Raw genomic sequence first — 19,531 nt, forward strand, 5'->3', positions numbered from 1 at the left:
CATCAATGCCGGGATCTTCCAGTTAAAACCCCCGTTAACATTGACTTTAAGACCGATGGTGTACGTTTATCGTTTCACTAAAAAAGACCTTGCAAAGAACGTATTACGGTATACCATCAGACCTACAAATCATAAAAACCAGCCCCACCGTTCGAGGACCGTCCCATGATTGATGCCGCCATCTACAAACAAGTAATGGGTTCGTTTCCGTCCGGGGTCACCGTCATCACCACCCTGGATGACGACGGCCAGGTCGTCGGCCTGACTGCCAGCGCTTTCAGCTCGCTGTCGATGGATCCGGCACTGGTACTGTTCTGCCCCAACTACAGCTCGGATTCCTACCCGGTACTGATCAAAAATAAACGCTTTGCCATCCACGTCCTTTCCGGCGGCCAGCAAAATGAGGCCTATGCCTTTGCACGCAAGGGCAAAGACAAGGCTCAAGGCCTGGAATGGACACTGAGCGCGCTGGGCAACCCGATCCTGGCCAATGCCACGGCGGTCATCGAATGCGAGCTGTGGCGCGAATATGAAGGAGGCGATCACGCCATCATGGTCGGCTCGGTGAAGAACCTGATCGTGCCCCGGCACAACGCCGGACCGTTGGTCTATTGCCACGGCAAGATGGGTGCCCTGCCCGCCCTCGCCTGATGGCAAGACCGTGGCCTTTACGTATTATGGAATACCGCAAAACCCGCAGCCGCTCTACGCTCTTGCGCCGAGCGCCTCAAGCAGCCAGAACACCCGGGAGCGTCCAGCGCTCCTTCCAGAAAACAGGTCTGCAGTCGACAGGCCGCCAATAAAAGATTTGAGGTAAGCGTCATGAAGTTTTCCCTGTTCGTACACATGGAGCGCTGGGACGAAAGCATCAGCCATCGTCAGCTGTTCGAAGACCTGACCGAATTGACCCTGATGGCAGAAGCCGCTGGCTTCAGCACAGTATGGATTGGCGAACACCACGCCATGGAGTACACCATTTCACCGAGTCCCATGCCGCTGCTGGCGTACCTCGCGGGCAAAACCACCACCATTCACCTTGGCGCCGGCACCATCATCGCGCCCTTCTGGCATCCGCTGCGAGTGGCCGGTGAGTGTGCGCTGCTCGACGTGATCAGCAACGGACGCATGGAAGTCGGTCTGGCCCGTGGCGCCTATCAGGTGGAGTTCGACCGGATGGCCGGTGGCATGCCGGCTTCGTCCGGCGGTCAGGCCTTGCGCGAAATGGTCCCGGTGGTGCGTGCGCTGTGGCAAGGCGACTACGCCCACGATGGCGATATCTGGAAATTCCCGACGTCCACCAGCGTACCGAAGCCGATCCAGAAGCCTAACCCGCCGATGTGGATCGCCGCGCGCGACCCGGATTCCCACAACTTCGCCGTCGCCAATGGCTGCAACGTGATGGTCACGCCGCTGATGAAAGGCGACGAAGAAGTCCTCGACCTGAAGAACAAGTTTCAGGCCGCGCTCGACAACAATCCGGACGTCCCGCGCCCGCAACTGATGGTGCTGCGTCACACCCACGTTCACGCGCCGGACGATACCGAAGGCTGGAAAATCGGGGCCCGGGCCATTTCGCGTTTTTACCGCACTTTCGATGCCTGGTTCGGCAACAAGCAAGTGCCGGTCAATGGTTTCCTGGCACCCAGCCCGGAGGATAAGTTCGCCGAGCGCCCGGAATTCCAACTGGAAAACATCCGCAAAACCGCGATGATCGGCACCGCCGAAGAAATAATTCCGCGCATCAAGCACTATCAGGAACTGGGTGTGGACGAGTTCAGCTTCTGGTGTGACAACAGCTTGCCCCACGCGGAAAAGAAAAAGTCCCTGGAACTGTTTATCAAACACGTGGTTCCAGCGTTTCGCTGAAACCACTGACCAGCCCCGGACATGCAGGCCGGGGGTAACTGACCTGCAGGGTCGAAGCCATGATCACTCACCGCCTCCCATTGCTCACCCTTCCCTGCAGTGCCGAGCAGGTTTACCTGCGCGGTGAATGGACCGCTTCACACATCCGCCTCAAACGCCTGCGCGCCAGCGTTGCAGCCAAGCAGAATGGTTTCTGGCAAATAGTTCACTGAGCCGACCCGAACTAACATAAACGCACGCCACGCCGCGCCCTCAACCGGCGTGCCCGTGCATTGCGCTTCGGCTCATGATCAGGTTTGCCCAATGAACAATAACAACGCGCTGTTGATCATCGACATGCAACAGGAGGACGGTTTCGTCCTCAAAAACTTCGAGGCGGTGCAGGCCAACACCGCCGCCTTGCTCGAGACCGCCCGCAGCCAGCGGATCCCGGTCATTTATACCCGTCATGTCAATCAGGCTGACGGCAGTGACATGCCTCATGGCGAACCCCGCGACGCCGACGGAGGACCGAGTGGCTACCGCGCCGGCACCCGTCAAGTGGAAATCATCGAGCATCTGGCACCTCTGCCGGATGAATGCGTCATCGACAAGGGTCGTTACAGTGCCTTCCACCGCACCGACCTGGATGCCCGGCTCAAGACTCTCAGGGTTGATACCCTGATTATCAGCGGCGTGCTGACCGATGTCTGCGTGCTCAGCAGCGTATTCGATGCCTTCGCCCTGGGTTATCGCATTCGCCTGGTCAGCGACGCCTGCACCACCACCACGCTGGCTGGCCACTATGCGGCGCTGTTGATAATGGCTAATTGGGTGTATGCCCTCGAAATCCTCACCACCGACCAATGCCAGCGCGCGCTGCAAGGGCTTGCTCACCTGAGTCTGATCACCGAAGGGCCGGATGAGTTCGCCCACCCGCCTCACGCGTTCGAAAGCACCATCGCCCGCCTGCAGGCGCACCTCACCCGGACTCAGGAGTAATCGCCATGCAAGTCGAAAAAAGAAGCATCGATTTCGTCCCTGAATCCGAGCGTCACGGTCATCCCGGCTCGCTGTTCTTTATCTGGTTTGGCGCCAACATGAACATCACCACCATCGCTTCCGGCGTGCTACCGGTGGTGATGGGGCTGAACCTGTTCTGGAGTGCTCTGGCGATCATTATCGGTTCGCTGGTGGGGGCAATCTTCATGGCCTCTCACTCGGCACAGGGCCCGAAGCTGGGAATCCCGCAAATGATCCAGAGCCGGGCGCAATTCGGCGTGCTGGGTGCGGTGTTGCCGTTGTTGTTCGTGATGCTGATTTACCTGGGGTTCTTTGTCAGCAACACCCTGCTCGCCGCCCAGGCGCTGGAGTCCGTCAGCCCGTTGCCGGCCACCGGCAACATCTACCTGATCGGCGCGCTGTGCTTCGTCGTCGCGCTGTATGGCTATCGCCTGATTCATCGTCTGCAGAAGCTGCTGTCTCTGCTGTCGCTGCTGATCTTCGCGGCCGCCACGTTGCTCGCTTTGCAGCTCCCGATAGCACCCGAACAATGGCTGCCGACGGGCTTCGTGCTGTCGAAGTTTCTGGTCGCGGTGAGCATTGCCGTGACCTGGCAGCTGTCGTACGCACCGTATGTCGCTGACTATTCGCGCTACCTGCCGAGCAACACCTCGTCGGCGAAAGTATTTTGGTACAGCTATGCCGGCACGGTCAGCGGTGGCGCCTGGATGATGATTCTGGGCGCCATGCTCAGCGTGGGTATCGGTGACTTTTCGAGCAATGTCGGTGGGCATGTTGTCGGGTTGTTTGGCGGCGGCGCATGGCTGCTGTTCGCGTTCATCCTGTACGGTCAGGTGTCGATCAACGTCTTCAATCTGTATGGCGCGTTCATGTCGACCATCACCGTCATCGAACCCTTTGCCCGGCTCAAGGTGACGCCACGGGTGCGTGGCCTGTTCATGCTGGTGATCAGCCTGGTGGCGACAGCCTTGTGCACCATCAGCCAGGACAACTTCATCAACTTTTTCCTCAATTTCATCTTCTTCATGAGCTACTTCCTGATCCCATGGACGGCGATCAATCTGGTGGACTACTACTGCCTGCGCAAAGGTCAGTACCGGATTGACGATATCTTCGACATGAACGGGATGTACGGACGCATCAACTGGATTGCCTGCGGCTGTTTTGTACTGGCGATCGCCCTCGAAATCCCCTTCATGAACACCACCTTGTACATTGGCCCGGTCGCCACGGCACTGGACGGCGTAGACCTGGCCTGGCTGGTTGGCTTGCTGGTACCTGCGCTGAGCTATTACTGGCTGATGAAACTCGACAAGCGCACCCACGGCGTCGCCGGCCTGTCGTGACCCTCCTCAGCCTGGCCCTCTCCCGGGAGAGGGCCAGGCCTTCAGAAGCGCGGCTTGAGGGCTTTCCAGTCCGGTTTGTAGCGCTGCATCTGCTTCACGTCGTCGCGCTGGCGAATGCCGCAGCTCAGGTATTGGTCGTTCAATTTGGCCAATTGCTCGTAATCCAGCTCAAGTCCCAATCCCGGTGCCCGGGTGACTTTCACACACCCGTCGACAATGGGCAGCTTTCCGCCCTTTATCACTTCTTCATCCGGCTCCTGCCACGGGTAATGCGTGTCGCAGGCAAAGTCCAGATTAGGGACTGCGGCGGCGACATGGGCCATGGCCATCAGGCTGATGCCCAAATGCGAGTTGGAGTGCATGGACACCCCCAGGCCAAAGGTCTGACACATTTTGGCCAGCGTCTGGGTGTCGCGCAGGCCACCCCAATAGTGATGATCCGCCAGCACGATCTGCACGCTGTCGAGCGCGACACTGCGACGAAACTCCTCGAAATCGGTGACCACCATGTTGGTCGCCAGCGGCAGACCGGTGCGCTTGTGCAGTTCGGACATACCCTCGAGGCCCGGGGTCGGGTCCTCGTAATATTGCAGATCATCGCCCAGTAACTCGGCCATCCGGATCGAGGTTTCAAGTGACCAGTTGCCATTCGGGTCGATCCGCAGCGGGTAGCCGGGAAAGGCCTTCTTCAGCGCCTTGATACAAGACACTTCGTGCTCGGGAGGCAGCGTCCCGGCCTTGAGCTTGATGCTTTTAAAGCCGTAGGCCTCAATCATGCGCCGCGCCTGGGCGACGATCTGTTCTTCGTTCAGGGCTTCGCCCCAGGAGTCGGCCGGGTATGGCGAGTCGATGTGCCGTGCGTATTTGAAGAACAGGTAGGCGCTGAACGGTATTTCATCGCGCACTGCCCCGCCCAGCAGGTCCACCAGAGGAACGTTCAGGGCGTGTGCCTGCAGATCGAGAAACGCCACTTCGAACGCCGAATAGGCATTGCTCACGGCTTTGCTGGCATGGGACCCGGGCGCCAGCTCGGCACCGGCAATGCTCTGCGGTTTGCAGGCGGCTACGGTGGCCTGAACGATGGCCCGCAGCTGATTGAGGTTGAACGGGTCGAGGCCGATCAGTTGTGTTTGCAGTTGTTGTTGGATCGCCAGCGCCGGAGCATCGCCGTAGCTTTCACCCAGGCCAATGTAGCCATTGTCGCTTTCGATCTCGATGATCGAACGCAAGGCAAACGGTTCGTGGATGCCGCTGGCATTCAGCAGCGGCGGATCACGGAACGCAATGGGGGTGACGGTGACTCGTTTGATTTTCAAGAGGCGGCTCCCGTTGGACCAGGTTTCAAGGCGTGATGATGGGTTGACGAAGATCGGACGATCGCGGCATCGGGCTGCTGGCCTGCCGGCGACGTCTGGCTGCGAGGGGTGGTGCGCACGAAAAAGATCACCACGGCCGCCAGCAGCGAGGTGGCGGCTAGCCCGTAAAGGCCACCCTCGATCGAGCCGGTGGTCTGTTCCAGAAAACCGAACGCCGTGGGCGCGACGAAACCGCCAAGGTTGCCGATGGAGTTGATCAGGGCAATCACCGCCGCGGCGATGCGCGCATCCAGATAGCCCTGAGGAATCGGCCAGAACAAGGCCGACGCGGCCTTGAAGCCGATAGCGGCAAAGCAGATGGCAACAAAGGCGAATACCGGGCCACCGGTGGTGGACATGAACATGCCCACGGATGCGATCACCAGCGTCAGCGCCACCCAGGCTTGCTGGTGCTTCCACTTGCCGGCCATGGCGGCAAAACCGTACATCGCAACAATCGAGATCAGCCAGGGGATCGAGTTGAACAGCCCCACCTGAAAATCACCGAAACTGCCCATCTTCTTGATCATGCTCGGCAGCCAGAAGGTCGCACCGTAAATGGTCAGCGCGATGGAGAAGTAGATAAAACAGAACAGCGCAATCTGCTTGTCGGCCAGCAGCTTGAACATCGACGGTTTGACCGTCTGCACCGCTTCGCGGGCCTGCTGTTCCTGGGCGATGGCCGCGATCAGCGCGCCCTTCTCTTCTTCGCTCAGCCATTTCGCTTCACGGGGATGCGATTGCAGCCAGAACCAGACAAACCCGCAGAGCACGATCGAGGCAAATCCTTCAATCAGGAACATCCACTGCCAGCCATGCAGGCTCATGCCACTGACGTGCAGCAGCGCCCCGGACACCGGCCCGGAAATGACCGAGGCAATGGCCGAGCCGCTGAGAAAGATCGCTATGGCCTTGCCCCGCTCGGTCGACGGCAGCCACTGGGTGAAGTAGTAAATGATCCCGGGGAAGAAGCCCGCTTCAGCGGCCCCCAGAATAAAACGCAGCACATAAAAGCTGGTTTCGCCGCGCACGAACGCCATGGCCATTGCCGCGGCGCCCCAAGTGAACATGATGCGCGTCAGCCAGGCCCGGGCGCCGTAACGCTGCAACAGCAGGTTGGAGGGCACTTCAAAAATCGCATAACCGATGAAAAACAGCCCGGCACCGAGCCCGTAGGCGGCAGCACCAATGCCCAGGTCGGTTTCCAGATGGCTGCGGACAAAACCAATGTTGACCCGGTCGATGTAGTTGACGATGAACATCACCACAAACAAGGGCAGCACATGGCGCTTGACCTTGGACGCCGCACGGGCAAGTACCGTGGGGTCGGGTGAAAGGTGGAGTGTGTTCACAGGCGGAACTCCCGATCATTGTTGTTTTTAGGGACGAACCGATCATGGACGCGCACATTGTTCCCGTCTAATCTAACTTGGCATTCGATTGATACCTGGATTAGATCAATGTTCGAGCTGACTCAACTGCGTTGTTTCACCACCGTGGCGACGGAACTCAACTTTCGCCGTGCCGCCGAACGGCTGAACATGACGCAACCGCCTCTCAGCCGGCAGATTCAATTGCTGGAGCATCACCTCGGTGTCGAGTTGCTGACCCGCACTACCCGCAGCGTGGCGCTGACAGCCGCCGGCCGGGCTTTCTTTGTCGAGGCCCAAAACCTGCTGGAGCGCGCACAGCAAGCGGCTACCACGGCCCGGCGCTTTGCAGAGGGCGACATCGGCTCGGTCAATATCGGTTTCGTCGGCAGCGCGGTGTACGAGTTTTTACCCAAGGTCATCGCCGAAGCCAGGCTCAAGCAGCCCCATGTCAGAATCGACCTGTCGGAGATGAACACCTACCAGCAGCATGAAGCGTTGCGCGCGCGGCGGGTCGACCTCGGGATCGCCCGCGCGCCCCTGCTCGAACCTGGCTATGCCACTGAATGCCTGGTGCGTGAACCGTTTGTGCTGGCCGTCCCCAGCCAGCATCGACTAGCCAGTGCCACCCGCCTGTCAGTCGGGGATCTCGATGCGCAGCCGTTCCTGATGTACTCCCATGCCGCCTATCCTCCCTTCAACGAACTGCTCACCGGCATGCTCCGCTCCGCCCGCGTGGCCCCGGAATACGTGCAATGGCTGGGTTCTTCACTGACCATTCTGGCGCTGGTCAATGCCGGCATGGGCCTGGCGCTGGTACCGCGTTGCGCGTCCAGCGTGGTGTTCAAGAACGTGGTGTTTCGGGACATTGATCTGGGCGAGGGGGTGCAGAGCGAACTGCACCTGATCTGGCGCGAGAACAATGACAACCCGGCATTTGCCATGTTGCTCGAAGCCATACGCCGGGCGGTGCGTGAGGGCTGGGACGGTTGACGAGCGGAGCGAGGCTGCGTTCGGGTTTTCGATCCTCCCGCCCTTTCCGGAAACAGGTACGCCGGGCTTACGACGGCTGCTACAACCTTTGTAGCCGCTGCCGCAGGCTGCGATGGGTTGCGCAGAGCCCCCGGCCTGAAGGTCCTTCGGCCTTTTTCGCAGTAATCCCCCGGAATCAGGGTCCAAGGAGGTACATGAGCCCCAACAACACCCAGGCTCCTCCTAGCACCACCACGCCACCGCGGCGGCATAGGGCAGCACAAAAGCCACCCCCAGTCCCGCCAGGGAGATCAGTCCGAACCATGCCACCGGCCCCATGGCCCACCCCCAGAGCATCACGCTCTTGCTTGGGCTGCGATAGTTTCCAGCATGTCCACGCCAGCAGGAGCCCCATGAGCACTGTGGTCACCTCCAGGTAAACATGATCGCCACGATTGCCTCCCAGCAGATTCAGGGCTGGCAACCCGATACACAGCAGCGCAGTCAGGCCCAGTTGCTCGCGCCAGGCATCGAGCCAAGGGCGAATCACGGCATACCCCAAACTCAGCAGCCATACCGCAAAAAATACCCGGACTTCCCAGCCGCCACGCCGTTGCTCGCCCGCAGACACCGTCAGGCTCGGTGAACGCTCAGTGGCCAAGCCGATATTCCAGGCGCTGGCATCGGGGTGCTGGTGCTGCAGGTAATCCAGTGCGCGCTGCGCACTTTGCGCTTTGTCCAATGAGTGCGCAGGAATCTCGGGGCGCATCCAGCCGTCGATTTCCTTGTCGAAGACCGCCAGGGTTCCGGTCAGGAAAATCGAAAACAGAATCCAGCCGAACACCAGGCCATCCCAGGTGTGCAACCAGGACAGTGACTGGGTCAGGGGCTTTTGTTTCATGTCAGCGTCTCCAGCAACTGCGGCCAGAGGCCGATCACACCCAAGGGCAGCGCTAACGACAGCCCGGCCCACGCACGCCACACGCTGTGACAGCAGAACACCCAGAGAATGAACAGCGGGTACACCACAAATGACAACAACGTGGCCGTTATCAGGGCATCGACCTTGTCCAGCGGCAACAGGCGTCCCAATCAAAAGCGCCTCGCCCGAAGGGCTCCATGTGCCGGAACATGGGGCCTGCGGGCTATATTTTCTGAAACCGCAACAATAGCGGCAGACCGGGCTATGGTCAGTGAATGTAAAGGCGCAGAGACCGTCGCGAGTTTGTAACTTTCGAGGGTTATACGGGTAGTACAGCAAAAGGAATCCAAAAATGATCTGGATCACCGTTATCTGCACTGTCGTAATCGTCACTCTTCTTGGCGCTCTGATAAATGCCTGGCGGATCCACCTCAATAAAAACCTGGAACTTCATTGATGGACAAGCAGGCGCTCGTGACAACTGCGACCGCAGGTAAGACCACAGCCGAAATACCGCTTGTTTGATTTGAAGCAAACCGCACCGCCGTTTCTAGCAGCACCCCCTCAGTACTGGCCTCTTTTCCTGCAAAGAGGTGATGCCCCCCGATAAAACTCCAAAAAAAAACAACTCCGCTCCCCTACAGGTGGTGGCTTTTGGATATTGCACTCAACACCTTATAATTCCTTATTCCTCGAAAAATCCCCGACGTTTTAAGATACGATCTTCTCTAAAAATTCAGGAGTTGCCCTACAGAAGGCAGGACTTCTTCATTGACGCTTATGCCACGAAACGATTAGTCTTCCTGCCCCTAGAACATGGAATACTATCGAGTCCCGGCTTTACCGCGCGGGATTATGCATTTCCTGAAAATGAATTCCCCGGCGCATTCATTTGCGCGGCTCTGCTTGCGGTAAACATATTGAAGCCTCGTTCCTCGCTCCAGATTCAAAAATCGGTGATCTTCGCCCTTATCCTGCGCGAAGCCCGAGCACGCTTTGGCGCGCGCCGCATGGGCGCCGTATGGACTCTGGTCGAGCCCATTTGCCACTTGCTTATCTTCAGTATTTTATTCGCGGTCATTCGTGGACGTACGGTCTCTGACGTCGAGTACCCGGTATTTGTCCTGGTCGCGATGGCTCCTTTCCTGCTCTACCGCAATACCGCCTTGCGCCTGATGGACAGTCTGCGGGAAAACCGCTCGCTGTTCGGCTACAAGCAGATCAAGCCCCTGGACACCTATGTCGCCCGAGTGCTGGTGGAAGCCTGTATCAGTGCCACGGTGTACGCGATCCTGGTATTTGGTTTCGCGTGGTACGGCTTCGACATGTCGGTAGCCAACCCGTTGATGTGGGTGGTGACACTGGCCTTGGGATTGTTGTTCGCGTTCAGCCTGGGCATGGTGCTGGCATTGATTACCCATGCCCTGCCCAGCCTGAAAGTGGTCATTCGCATGGCCTTTTTCCCGCTGTATTTCATTTCCGGCGTACTGGTACCTGCTGCATACCTGCCGCAAGCGATGATGCCGGTGTTGCTGCTCAACCCTTTCCTGCACATTGTCGAGCTGATCCGCGCTCAGGTTTTGCCGCACTACACCCCTGTGGACGGTGTGTCGGAGGGCTACGTGATAGTCCTGACCACGGTGTTGCTGTTTATTGCCATGGGTAGCTACCGCGCACGCCGCTTGCACCTTGTTTCCACGAAGAACGGATGAGTACAGGCCAACGTGTTCGAGCTTAGAAACGTTACCAAATCCTACCTGACTCCAAAGGGACGTCGGTATGTGTTCCGCAACCTGTCGCTGTCGATTCCGCCAGGCAAGAATATTGGCCTTATCGGGCGCAACGGTGCAGGCAAATCGACCTTGATGCGCCTGCTCGGCGCTGCCGACATTCCTGACTCCGGCTCAGTCGTCACAGACAAAAGCATTTCCTGGCCGGTCGGTTTGACGGGCGGTTTTCAAGGCAGCATGACCGGCCGCGAAAACATCAAGTTTGTCTGCCGCGTCTACGGCGCAGTGGGTGACGACATGCGCGAAAAAATTCGCTACGTTCAGGAATTTGCTGAAATCGGCGACTGGATTGATGAGCCCATCAAGACTTACTCCTCCGGGATGCGCTCGCGGGTGGCCTTCGGCCTGAGCATGGCCTTCGATTTTGATTACTACCTGATCGACGAAGTGATGTCCGTCGGCGACGCACAGTTCAAACGTAAATGTGCCGACGTATTCCAGGAAAAATTACAGCAGTCAAAAGTCGTGCTGGTGACCCACAACATGAATGAAGTTCAAAAGATCTGCGACATCGTCCTGCTGGTTCGCAATGGCGAGATCCAGGTTTACGAAGACGTCGCCGAAGGCATCAAAGCCTACAACTCCTGACTTCATACTCTCTTTTATAAAGCAGAACCGTTCGACTTCAAGGATGCATCATATATGAGCAGCAAGGGTAAACTCAGACGCTGGCGCCTGGCTATCGGCCTGGTGATTTTGCCAATGGTTCTGGCGACCATTTACTACGGCATTTTCGCCACCGATCGCTATGTCAGCAGTGCGCAGGTCGTCGTCCGCCAGGACGGTGGCAACCAGGCCGCCGCCATGCCAGGCCTCTCGACCCTGCTGACCGGTACCAACCCCGCGTCCCGGGAAGAGACCCTCTACCTGCGCGAATACATCGGGTCCATGGACATGATGCTATTGCTCGAAGAGCGCCTGCACTGGATCGAGCAATACGCCGACCAGCACAGCGACATGTTCTTCTGGATCAACAAGGATGCCCCACGCGAGGACCTGCTCAAATACTACCAGCGCATGGTAACGGCCCATTACGACGAAACTACCGGCCTGTTGCGGGTTGAAGTACAAGCCTTCACCCCCGAGCTTTCTGAACAAATGCTGCGCACCATACTGTCCGCCAGCGAGAACTTCGTTAACGAAGTCAGCCACAGCATTGCCCGCGAACAAATGACCTTCGCCAAAAGCGAACTGGCAACTGCCCGGGTTCAATACGCGGATCGCAAAGCTGAACTGATCGACTTCCAGAACACCAACAAAGTACTCGATGGTGCAAACACCGCACAAAGCCGTGCCACCATCATTGCCGACCTCGAAGGCCAGCACACCAAAGAACAGGCCGTATTGACCGAGATGCAGTTCAAACTGCGCGCCGATTCGCCGCAAGTGAAACAGCAAAAGCAAAGGGTTAACGCCATTGCCCAGCAACTGGCCAAGGAAAAACGCCTGCTGGTGTCGTCAACTGACGGCTCCCAGCTGAACGTAGTCGCCTCTGCTTTCCAGCAACTGACACTGGATGCAGGCATCGCTGAAGCCAGCTACAAAACAGCGGTGGCTGCACTGGACAATGCACGGATTGAAGCCAGCAAAAAGATCCGCACCCTGGTGACGGTCGTCAGCCCGAACACCCCGCAACTGGCACTGTACCCGGAGCGCCTGTATAACCTGGCAACTATCTTGCTTGGCCTGCTCATGCTGTATGGCATTACCCGCTTCATCCTGGCTTCGATCGAGGATCATCGTGATTAAATCCCTTACTGTCTCCCACTCGTTCCATCTGAAACTGGCAACAGTGGCCTTGGCGATCCTCGGCCTCTCGGGCTGCAGTGGCGTCATATCCGGCGCAGGCCCTTACAAGGGTGCCATCGAGTCCGAGAACACGACCTACAATCTGGTCGAGATCAACGCCAACACGATCGCACCTTATATGCGCAGTGCCGCGCGCCCGATGCAAGCCAGCATCGCCAAACCCGTCGCCCCTTCGGCGCGACTGATGCCCGGCGACGTCCTGAGCATCCTGATCACAGACAACGCCCCCGAGGGCTCGGCGCTGTTTGCCCCGCTGTCAACTGGTGGCACTCAGCTTAAAACCCGCATCAACGACCAAGGCAAGATTTCGTTGCCCTACGTTGGTCAGCCGTTTGTGGCAGGCATGACCCTCAGCCAGGTTGAGGCACTGATCGTCAAGCAACTCAAAGGCATGACCACCGACGTACAGACCCACGTCGAACTGGTTGGCGACCTGTCAGGCTCGGTACTGGTCGCGGGCGCGGTCAAATCCCCGGGGCGCTTCAGCACCCTGCAAGGGCCTTTGACCCTGCTCGACGCCGTCAACCAGGCAGGCGGTCCAGTAATGGAGCCGCACCTGGTCAACGTTACCGTGCGTACCGGCAACCAGGTTCAACAGTTCAACTACGAAGACATCCTGGCCGGCAACAACATGGTGCTGCGCCCGAACTCGGAAGTCGTACTCGAACGCGCCCGTCAGCGCTTCGTGGCCATGGGCGCCGTCGGTGAGCCGGGACTGAAAGATCTGCCAGCGCAAAACACCAGTTTGCTGGATGCCCTGAGCAGTGTCGGCGGACTGAGAGAAGGCAGCGCCAACCCTGAAGGCGTGTTCGTGTTCCGCATGGGCGAAGGCGACCAGGCAAAACCTACCGTTCTGCGCCTCGACATGCGCGACCCGGCCGCGATCTTCTACGCTCGCCAGGTCGTGATCAAGCCGGATGACACCATCTATGTCACCAACGCGGCTGTGCATGAATGGCAAAAAATCATCAGCCCTGTTGTACAGACGATGATGGTGGGCCGAGTGGCAGGTATTCAGTAAGCGGCGAAATATTACCGTTAAACCAAAAACGCCAAGACACTACGTCTTGGCGTTTTTGTTTGCGGAAACCCTTTACAACCCTGAACACTTATCTCTCACGATGGCCCAAGGATCAAGCTGCCAGCCTGGCCAGGCGAGGCTCTATCTTCTCGGCATTCCCACCATGCTCAAGAGCATCGAGCAGGTACTGCCTTGCACGCTGAAGATCGCCCTCTCTCGCATAAATATCCGACAGCATCATCAACACAGTGTGAGCCGCTGGATTGCGCTTCAGATAGGCCATAAAGTGCACTTTCGCATACGAATGACGCTTATTAAGCATCAGTGCACGACCGAGACGATAGCGCGCACCCATGTAATGCGGCGCCGAGCCAACGGACATAAGCAATGGCGCTTGAGCCTCTGCTATCCGCTTAACCTCTAACAGACTGGTGCCAAGCAGGTAGTTTGAATACTCATGCCGCGGATCAAGTTCAAGTGCAATGGCGGCTTCGAGCTCAACCTTTGACCAATCCTTTTCCTGAAAAGCCAGATACGTTTTATACAGCGCCCTGACAAGCGGCCCATTCGTCACCGAGGCACCGGACTCGATAATGTCCGGAAGCGGCTGACCGTCAGCCCATAGCGTGATGAATTCAGACAAACCGTAGTGATCTTTAATAAAAGGTGCACCACCATGACCCACCCCCGTTAAAGTGATGGTCTTGACTTGCTTCATGTCCTGAATGTGCGCAGCTGCAAGCAAATCAAGAGAGTCACACTCTCCGGCGATTTGCAAAACTTCAACTTTCGAGGCTTCAATCACTGGGCGCAGATCGGGAAATGCAAGGGGCACATTTTTAGGCATTCGCTTCTGACTGCGACTGCCCTTAATCTTCAGTTTGGTGTCATAACCAAAAGCAAGTACTTTTGCGTCCAACGCTGCGCCATATAAGACAGCGCCATAGCCGCCCATACTGACGCCGACAAAAAACACCTCATCAACTTGTAAATATTGAACAAGCGACTTGAGCTTTTCGACAGTCCCTTCATGGCTGTCACCAAAACCAGGAATACCCTGTTGGTACCATTCGTTTCGACCATTGTTAAAGAACAGCAAGTGAGACGCCTGAGCATTCGCCACGTGCCAAAAATCGAATTTACCATCGGTTTTATCAGTGCCCGCCAAAAAAACCATGAGACGCTTGGAGCCAGCACGTTCAACGATCTTGAAATGCTTGCCTTCCATCTCCGAAAACGTGTCCATAACAACAAACCTATTATTTGATAAAAGTCGAGACCTGGAATGCGTCTCACATACGCACAAGCAACACACAGGAGTGTCGGCACCTGATCTCACCCCAGAAAAGGGAGATCTTCCTGCCGACACCCTGAGAAGGCCTGTCTTTTTACATCAAAATGGGAGATTTCTCCACCACCACCCCGTGCCTTCAGCGCGAGCACTCTACCTTGTCATTGCTTTCGACCGTGTTGCCCTTTGTGTTCTGGCCATCAGGCTTTTTCGCATGCTTGTAAGGCTCGAGCACTGACTCCCGACTCCTGCTATCAATTCGATTTCTCATGATTTTATTGTTGTCACCCTCAACGCGAACAGCCGTCTTGGTATTGCAAAACTGATTACCCTCGACAATATTATTATTGGCGTAATCCTTGTAGTACTTCCCGTTCGGGTCCACCGCAGGATCGCCACATCCCCACGTGCTCAAGTCCTTGCCTTGACGCGAGGCAATCCAGACACCGACACGCTCATTGGTGAAGGTATTATTCCTGATGGTGTTAAAGTCGCTCGACTGCCAACGGAGTGCAGACTTCCCAGCCCGATAGTGCTCCCCGCAATTCTTGTACATCAGCACGCCGCCACGGGTGTTCCCTATAAACCGATTCCCTTCAATTGTATTGTGCGCAGAGGAATCGACGGACAGTCCTTCACGCCCTCCCGCCTTACCATTGCCCTGAATGGTATTGTTGACAATATTCAGGCGCTGCGTCCCCTGCTCCAGATAGACACCGACGTTACCCGAACCTTGAACAGTGGAGTTTTTCAGCGTTGATTCCGTCGTGTAGCTGTCAAAATACACACCGCCCCGGCCGCTGTTAGACACCGTGACATTATCGATCACAATATGGCTGGGTGCCATTTTGTAGTTAGCATCCCTGTCGGCGGAAAGGTCTTTAATATGAAAACCGGAAGTAATACTTATGCCACGGTTTTTAAAATTTTGAATACGGCAGTTTTCAACCGTCACATTCTCGATCTTCTTTTTACCCCCACCCACAACAATACCGATAGGAATTTTATTACCACCATCCAGCGTTGCACCCTTGCAATCCAGATGCGTATTACTGTTGGGGAGCCGGAGAGACTGAGTATAGGTACAAGAACCGTCCAGTTCGACCTTGCCGCTCAAAGCACTCTGCGCCGGCAGCTTGCAAGTCCCGCCCTCTGCGGCAAAGACCACAACCGGGCAAGTGACTAATAACGAAAAAAAACAGTTCAGACCTCGTTTCAATCCAGAACTTTTATTCATCTTCATTGTCTCCGCTCACTGCCTCATATGGAGATCCTAGAATACACGCTGAAAGCAAAGTCGTACCGCTCAGGCATAGAAATTTGACTGTAGAATACCTCCATACGATGAAGTGCCTGACCATCACTCCGACGCAGGCGCCATCCTGACTCGCATCACCAGGGACAGATTGAACAGCAGCTACTTAGCATGCCCGAATAGCACAGACGAAAACTCACGGAACTTTTCAATCAGAAACAGGTCTGCGAGTTGATGTCAGGACTCCCACTAACAGACTCAACACCCCACCACCCTCACCCCCCACTTATTGACCAAGATCCTTTTGTCGACTCCGAACAGCAATACCGACCACAGAAATACCTGTCAAACCCTACCAAAACGAACAAACCATCCAGCGCCTTCACACCCTTCCGCCCACCCCCCCATTCCCAACAACCCAACTCTACCGGACCTCGGTCACAGAATGAGTAATACGCAATGAAGGACTCCATGCTTTCGACTCCATAATTCTGGAATTTTTTCCGAAAATAAAATAACATCGAGCGACATTGAAAGCATTGAACCACAACTGAAGAATACTTAGTTGCACACCAAAGACTCTCCAACCATAAGTCCTCCGGAGTTAGATTTGAACAGTTCCAGACATAAAAGCAGAAACATAATAGGGCCCGGCTGCAGAATCTCGGAAGAAGCCACCCTCGTTGCACCCGTACGACTCTATGGCGTAGTTGTGGTAGATAAAACCTCGAGCATTGGCAAATACACATACATCGGAACGAGCACTTACGTACAACATACCCATATCGGAAACTATTGCTCAATAGCCCGAGACATTGAAATTGGTGCCAAAGCTCACCCACTCACCATGCTGTCTTCACATTCATTCCAATACAATAACAACCACTTCGCCAATCAGCCTGAATACCAGATAACCAAGGTAAAACAGCCTCGCAAGCGGGATCATGTGACTGAAATTGGCAGCGACGTCTGGATCGGAACAAAATCTGTTATCCGCGGCGGGGTCACCATTGGTCATGGCGCAGTGATTGGCTCGAGCTCAGTCGTAACAAAAGACGTTCGACCCTACGCCATTGTTGCCGGAGCGCCAGCAAAAGAAATAAGAATGCGCTTTGATGAGGAGACCGTTTCACGCCTGCTAGAGTCGCGCTGGTGGGAACTTGACCCTACCGACATGAACGGCGTCGACTTTAATGACATTGATGCAGCGCTCAACGAGATAGAAGCCCGCCGAGCCGATTACAAGAACTTGATAAACCAGACACTGCTCACCACCCTCAAGAATTCGTCCACCAGCAAAAATGGTGTCATCTGGTTTGACATCGAAAAGTCATATGCAGAACCTGAAATCCTGAAAGACTTTGACAGCGTGAACATCATCGAGTCAGCCTTCGGTTCAGGGAATTTCAAGATTGAAAAGGCCTGGCACAACCCAGAGAAAAATCATTTCGCCTTGAAAATCGATGGCGCTCCAAAAACCATCCCAAAAGGGACCGTGACGTTCACCTTCAGAACAATCAATGATCTGCCAACCAAAGGCTGACTTCAGTACACGCTGAAATGCAGTCACTCCATGGACTGCAATGACCAGTACCCGCGAAAACAAAGCCCCACCCCTTCAGCCGGGCATTAACCAGCTCCAGGGGGCGGGGCGCCCGCTTCGATAGTGTCATCACCTCAAATAAGAAATGATGCCCTTTCACTCAAGAGACCAGCCCCGCCCTCAAGAAAGCATAAATTTTATCGCCCGACTTGCAATAGCCCCCCGAAAAGACACCCCCTCCTTCATTAAGCGAAAACGGTACCTTCCTTTAACCTCATCGAAGACCATTTCGTCGACTTCGTACGCCCCGGGCTGCACCCTGGCAATTTCCCCCATAAACTCACGCTCAGCAGAGACCTCCAGCACCCAGGCCTTCTTGGCCGATCGATAGCATTCGGCACTTTGCTCACTGGCCGCTTCCGGCAGATAAATCCAGCCAACTTTACTCGACACCCGATTCTGGAGAACCTCTCCTTCGGGCCTGGCATGAGCTTCGCGCCCAGTCGACCCACCAGCCAAGCCATCAAACAGATCGAGCCAGAGCTTAACGATCGACTGAGACGTGAACCTTCGCGCACTGAGCGCGCCCTTACTGCCCATGGACGAAACCAGAGCGCTATCACCGAGCAACAGGCAGATCTTCTCTACAAACTCATCTTCGGCATCTACGATAAAGCCGTCCTCACCATCAGCCACAATTTCCTGGGGCCCATAGTTGGTACGCATGGACACAAGCGGAGTGCCATACCCCAAGGACTCAGCAAAGCTGATGCCAAAGCCTTCAGTGGCCGACATGCCCAGACTGACACTGGCTCGCCTGAAAATGCGGGATACGCTCGTTGCAAAACCCATCACCTGAATGGAGTCCTGCATGCCGAGCTTGAGAATCAATGCCTTTATCTCTTCCTCCTGATCTCCCGAGCCCCAGATCTCCAGGCGCGCATCAGGATTTATCGCCACTACTTTGGCGAATGCACTGACCATCGACTTGATACGCTTGACACCGTGAAGCCGCGACACGATAACAGCGAGATTAGCCTCACGCAGAACCGGCTCATCCTGCGACTCAAGGGTGACCAGGTTGCCGATCACTGAATATCGCCCTGACGGAAACTGCTGTTGCATGTCGTGAAGCTGTCCACGGGTCAAAAGAACCAGCCGGTCACAGTGAGGAAGACCCCTGATAACACCGTGGTATTTAGGCGCAATAGCACCACCGACACGGTACGGCTTAAGCAAATGATTACTGTGCATCATCAGCACTCTGTAAATATCATCGCCCTCTACACTACATACTGCATCCGCAGCACCAATGGAATCCGCAACGATAAAGCTGGGCAAGCACTCGACTGACAGGCACTTCAACCAGTAAGCATGGGCCGCGTCGAGCGAGTTGAACTTGAGCGGCCTCTTGCCGGGCATGGAAATCACAACCATCACACCACCCGTCAGGTGATTCTGGAATTCCTCTAAATACACATAGCCCTTGATCGTTATATAGCGAACAACACTGACATTCGCGCCATTGATATGATCAATACGCCTGCCGACCTTAACTTGCAAATGCTCAATATTCGAATCAATACCACCTGCAACACCCGGACTTATAACTTCCAAAGCCTTGCAGGCAAACCACTTATAGAAATTCAAGACTTTAACCGTCTCAGGAATACGCCCCTGATCAACAAGGTTCCTGATCGTTGTATCAAGCCGCTCATCAAAGTCCAATACGGCTATGCGCGCATTCACTCCCGCCTCGACCAGTGCAGCTGTTCTGCCTAGCGAAACACGTGTTACTCCCCCACCCTGCTCCGCCAACTCATACAAGACAGATATTACTTGCTGCACGGCAAACCCCCTTGACCCGAACTTTCTGGACATCATACCTACCTATGAGCATCCGCACCAAAACTACCCGCCAGCCTGGCAGGCTGCACCGTTAATGAACACGCCACCTACATGGCACGATAGTACTCATATTCAAGGTTT

Annotated in this window: 17 protein-coding genes and 1 pseudogene; 11 read left to right on the forward strand and 7 right to left on the reverse strand. The window is 55.9% G+C overall.

Features of this window, described 5'->3' with window-relative positions:
* Positions 1-165 precede the first annotated feature (165 nt).
* From DQN55_RS12425 to DQN55_RS12440, 5 genes are all read left to right on the forward strand, one after another.
* A complete protein-coding gene (locus tag DQN55_RS12425; RefSeq protein WP_048382176.1) occupies positions 166-651 on the forward strand; it encodes a flavin reductase family protein in 486 nt (161 codons plus the stop codon).
* A 171-nt stretch (positions 652-822) separates the two neighbouring features.
* The gene (locus DQN55_RS12430) at positions 823-1,866 is read left to right on the forward strand and encodes an LLM class flavin-dependent oxidoreductase (protein ID WP_048382175.1); all 1,044 of its coding nucleotides are present in this window, start codon (positions 823-825) and stop codon (positions 1,864-1,866) included.
* Positions 1,867-1,925: 59 nt separating this feature from the next.
* On the forward strand, positions 1,926-2,078 hold the full coding sequence (locus tag DQN55_RS22295; RefSeq protein ID WP_162837535.1) for a hypothetical protein: 153 nt from the start codon (positions 1,926-1,928) through the stop codon (positions 2,076-2,078).
* Between the two features lie 91 nt (positions 2,079-2,169).
* Positions 2,170-2,847: a cysteine hydrolase family protein gene (locus tag DQN55_RS12435; protein ID WP_048382174.1), complete on the forward strand. Its 678-nt coding sequence runs from the start codon at positions 2,170-2,172 to the stop codon at positions 2,845-2,847.
* 5 nt (positions 2,848-2,852) lie between these two features.
* A complete protein-coding gene (locus DQN55_RS12440) occupies positions 2,853-4,214 on the forward strand; it encodes a purine-cytosine permease family protein (RefSeq protein ID WP_048382173.1) in 1,362 nt (453 codons plus the stop codon).
* 41 nt (positions 4,215-4,255) lie between these two features.
* Here DQN55_RS12440 and DQN55_RS12445 read toward each other — a convergent pair whose 3' ends face one another.
* Positions 4,256-5,530, reverse strand: coding sequence for a glucarate dehydratase family protein (locus tag DQN55_RS12445; RefSeq protein WP_048382172.1), 1,275 nt, complete (start codon positions 5,528-5,530; stop codon positions 4,256-4,258).
* Positions 5,527-6,921 carry an MFS transporter gene (locus DQN55_RS12450; RefSeq protein WP_048382171.1) on the reverse strand — a complete coding sequence of 465 codons (1,395 nt, stop codon included), beginning with the start codon at positions 6,919-6,921 and terminating at the stop codon, positions 5,527-5,529. Before DQN55_RS12450 ends, DQN55_RS12445 begins: the two co-directional genes overlap by 4 nt.
* A gap of 108 nt (positions 6,922-7,029) precedes the next feature.
* Between DQN55_RS12450 and DQN55_RS12455 the strand changes: the two genes are divergently transcribed.
* Complete coding sequence (locus DQN55_RS12455) at positions 7,030-7,932, forward strand: LysR family transcriptional regulator (protein WP_048382170.1); 903 nt, start codon at positions 7,030-7,032, stop codon at positions 7,930-7,932.
* A 580-nt stretch (positions 7,933-8,512) separates the two neighbouring features.
* On the opposite strand, the pseudogene DQN55_RS22640 reads toward DQN55_RS12455, so the two are convergent.
* Positions 8,513-8,812, reverse strand: a pseudogene (locus DQN55_RS22640) (PepSY domain-containing protein); the annotation flags it as partial.
* Positions 8,809-9,003, reverse strand: coding sequence for a DUF3649 domain-containing protein (locus DQN55_RS12470; RefSeq protein ID WP_053070924.1), 195 nt, complete (start codon positions 9,001-9,003; stop codon positions 8,809-8,811). The gene DQN55_RS12470 and the pseudogene DQN55_RS22640, both read right to left, overlap by 4 nt.
* A gap of 750 nt (positions 9,004-9,753) precedes the next feature.
* Here DQN55_RS12470 and DQN55_RS12475 point away from each other — a divergent pair.
* The 4 genes from DQN55_RS12475 to DQN55_RS12490 all read left to right on the forward strand — a co-directional run bounded on the left by DQN55_RS12475 (position 9,754) and on the right by DQN55_RS12490 (position 13,453).
* Positions 9,754-10,545 (forward strand): ABC transporter permease, encoded by a 792-nt coding sequence (locus DQN55_RS12475; RefSeq protein WP_074702945.1) that lies wholly within the window; start codon positions 9,754-9,756, stop codon positions 10,543-10,545.
* A 69-nt stretch (positions 10,546-10,614) separates the two neighbouring features.
* Positions 10,615-11,211, forward strand: coding sequence for an ABC transporter ATP-binding protein (locus tag DQN55_RS12480; protein ID WP_231995580.1), 597 nt, complete (start codon positions 10,615-10,617; stop codon positions 11,209-11,211).
* A gap of 54 nt (positions 11,212-11,265) precedes the next feature.
* Positions 11,266-12,372 carry a KpsE/RkpR family capsule polysaccharide export protein gene (locus DQN55_RS12485; RefSeq protein ID WP_048382166.1) on the forward strand — a complete coding sequence of 369 codons (1,107 nt, stop codon included), beginning with the start codon at positions 11,266-11,268 and terminating at the stop codon, positions 12,370-12,372.
* Positions 12,365-13,453, forward strand: coding sequence for a polysaccharide biosynthesis/export family protein (locus DQN55_RS12490; protein WP_048382165.1), 1,089 nt, complete (start codon positions 12,365-12,367; stop codon positions 13,451-13,453). Before DQN55_RS12485 ends, DQN55_RS12490 begins: the two co-directional genes overlap by 8 nt.
* A 112-nt stretch (positions 13,454-13,565) precedes the next feature.
* On the opposite strand, the gene DQN55_RS12495 is transcribed toward DQN55_RS12490, so the two are convergent.
* Both DQN55_RS12495 and DQN55_RS12500 read right to left on the reverse strand, forming a co-directional pair.
* Positions 13,566-14,699 (reverse strand): alpha/beta fold hydrolase, encoded by a 1,134-nt coding sequence (locus DQN55_RS12495; RefSeq protein ID WP_048382164.1) that lies wholly within the window; start codon positions 14,697-14,699, stop codon positions 13,566-13,568.
* 184 nt (positions 14,700-14,883) lie between these two features.
* The gene (locus DQN55_RS12500) at positions 14,884-15,987 is read right to left on the reverse strand and encodes a NosD domain-containing protein (RefSeq protein WP_053070923.1); all 1,104 of its coding nucleotides are present in this window, start codon (positions 15,985-15,987) and stop codon (positions 14,884-14,886) included.
* A 724-nt stretch (positions 15,988-16,711) separates the two neighbouring features.
* Here DQN55_RS12500 and DQN55_RS12505 point away from each other — a divergent pair.
* Complete coding sequence (locus DQN55_RS12505) at positions 16,712-17,542, forward strand: CatB-related O-acetyltransferase (RefSeq protein ID WP_082150753.1); 831 nt, start codon at positions 16,712-16,714, stop codon at positions 17,540-17,542.
* 180 nt (positions 17,543-17,722) lie between these two features.
* On the opposite strand, the gene DQN55_RS12510 is transcribed toward DQN55_RS12505, so the two are convergent.
* Entirely contained in the window at positions 17,723-19,390 is a 1,668-nt protein-coding gene (locus tag DQN55_RS12510) for a glycosyltransferase (protein ID WP_157314787.1), read from the reverse strand.
* Positions 19,391-19,531 lie beyond the last annotated feature (141 nt).

The sequence above is a fragment of the Pseudomonas taetrolens genome (assembly GCF_900475285.1).
Lineage (GTDB): Bacteria > Pseudomonadota > Gammaproteobacteria > Pseudomonadales > Pseudomonadaceae > Aquipseudomonas > Aquipseudomonas taetrolens.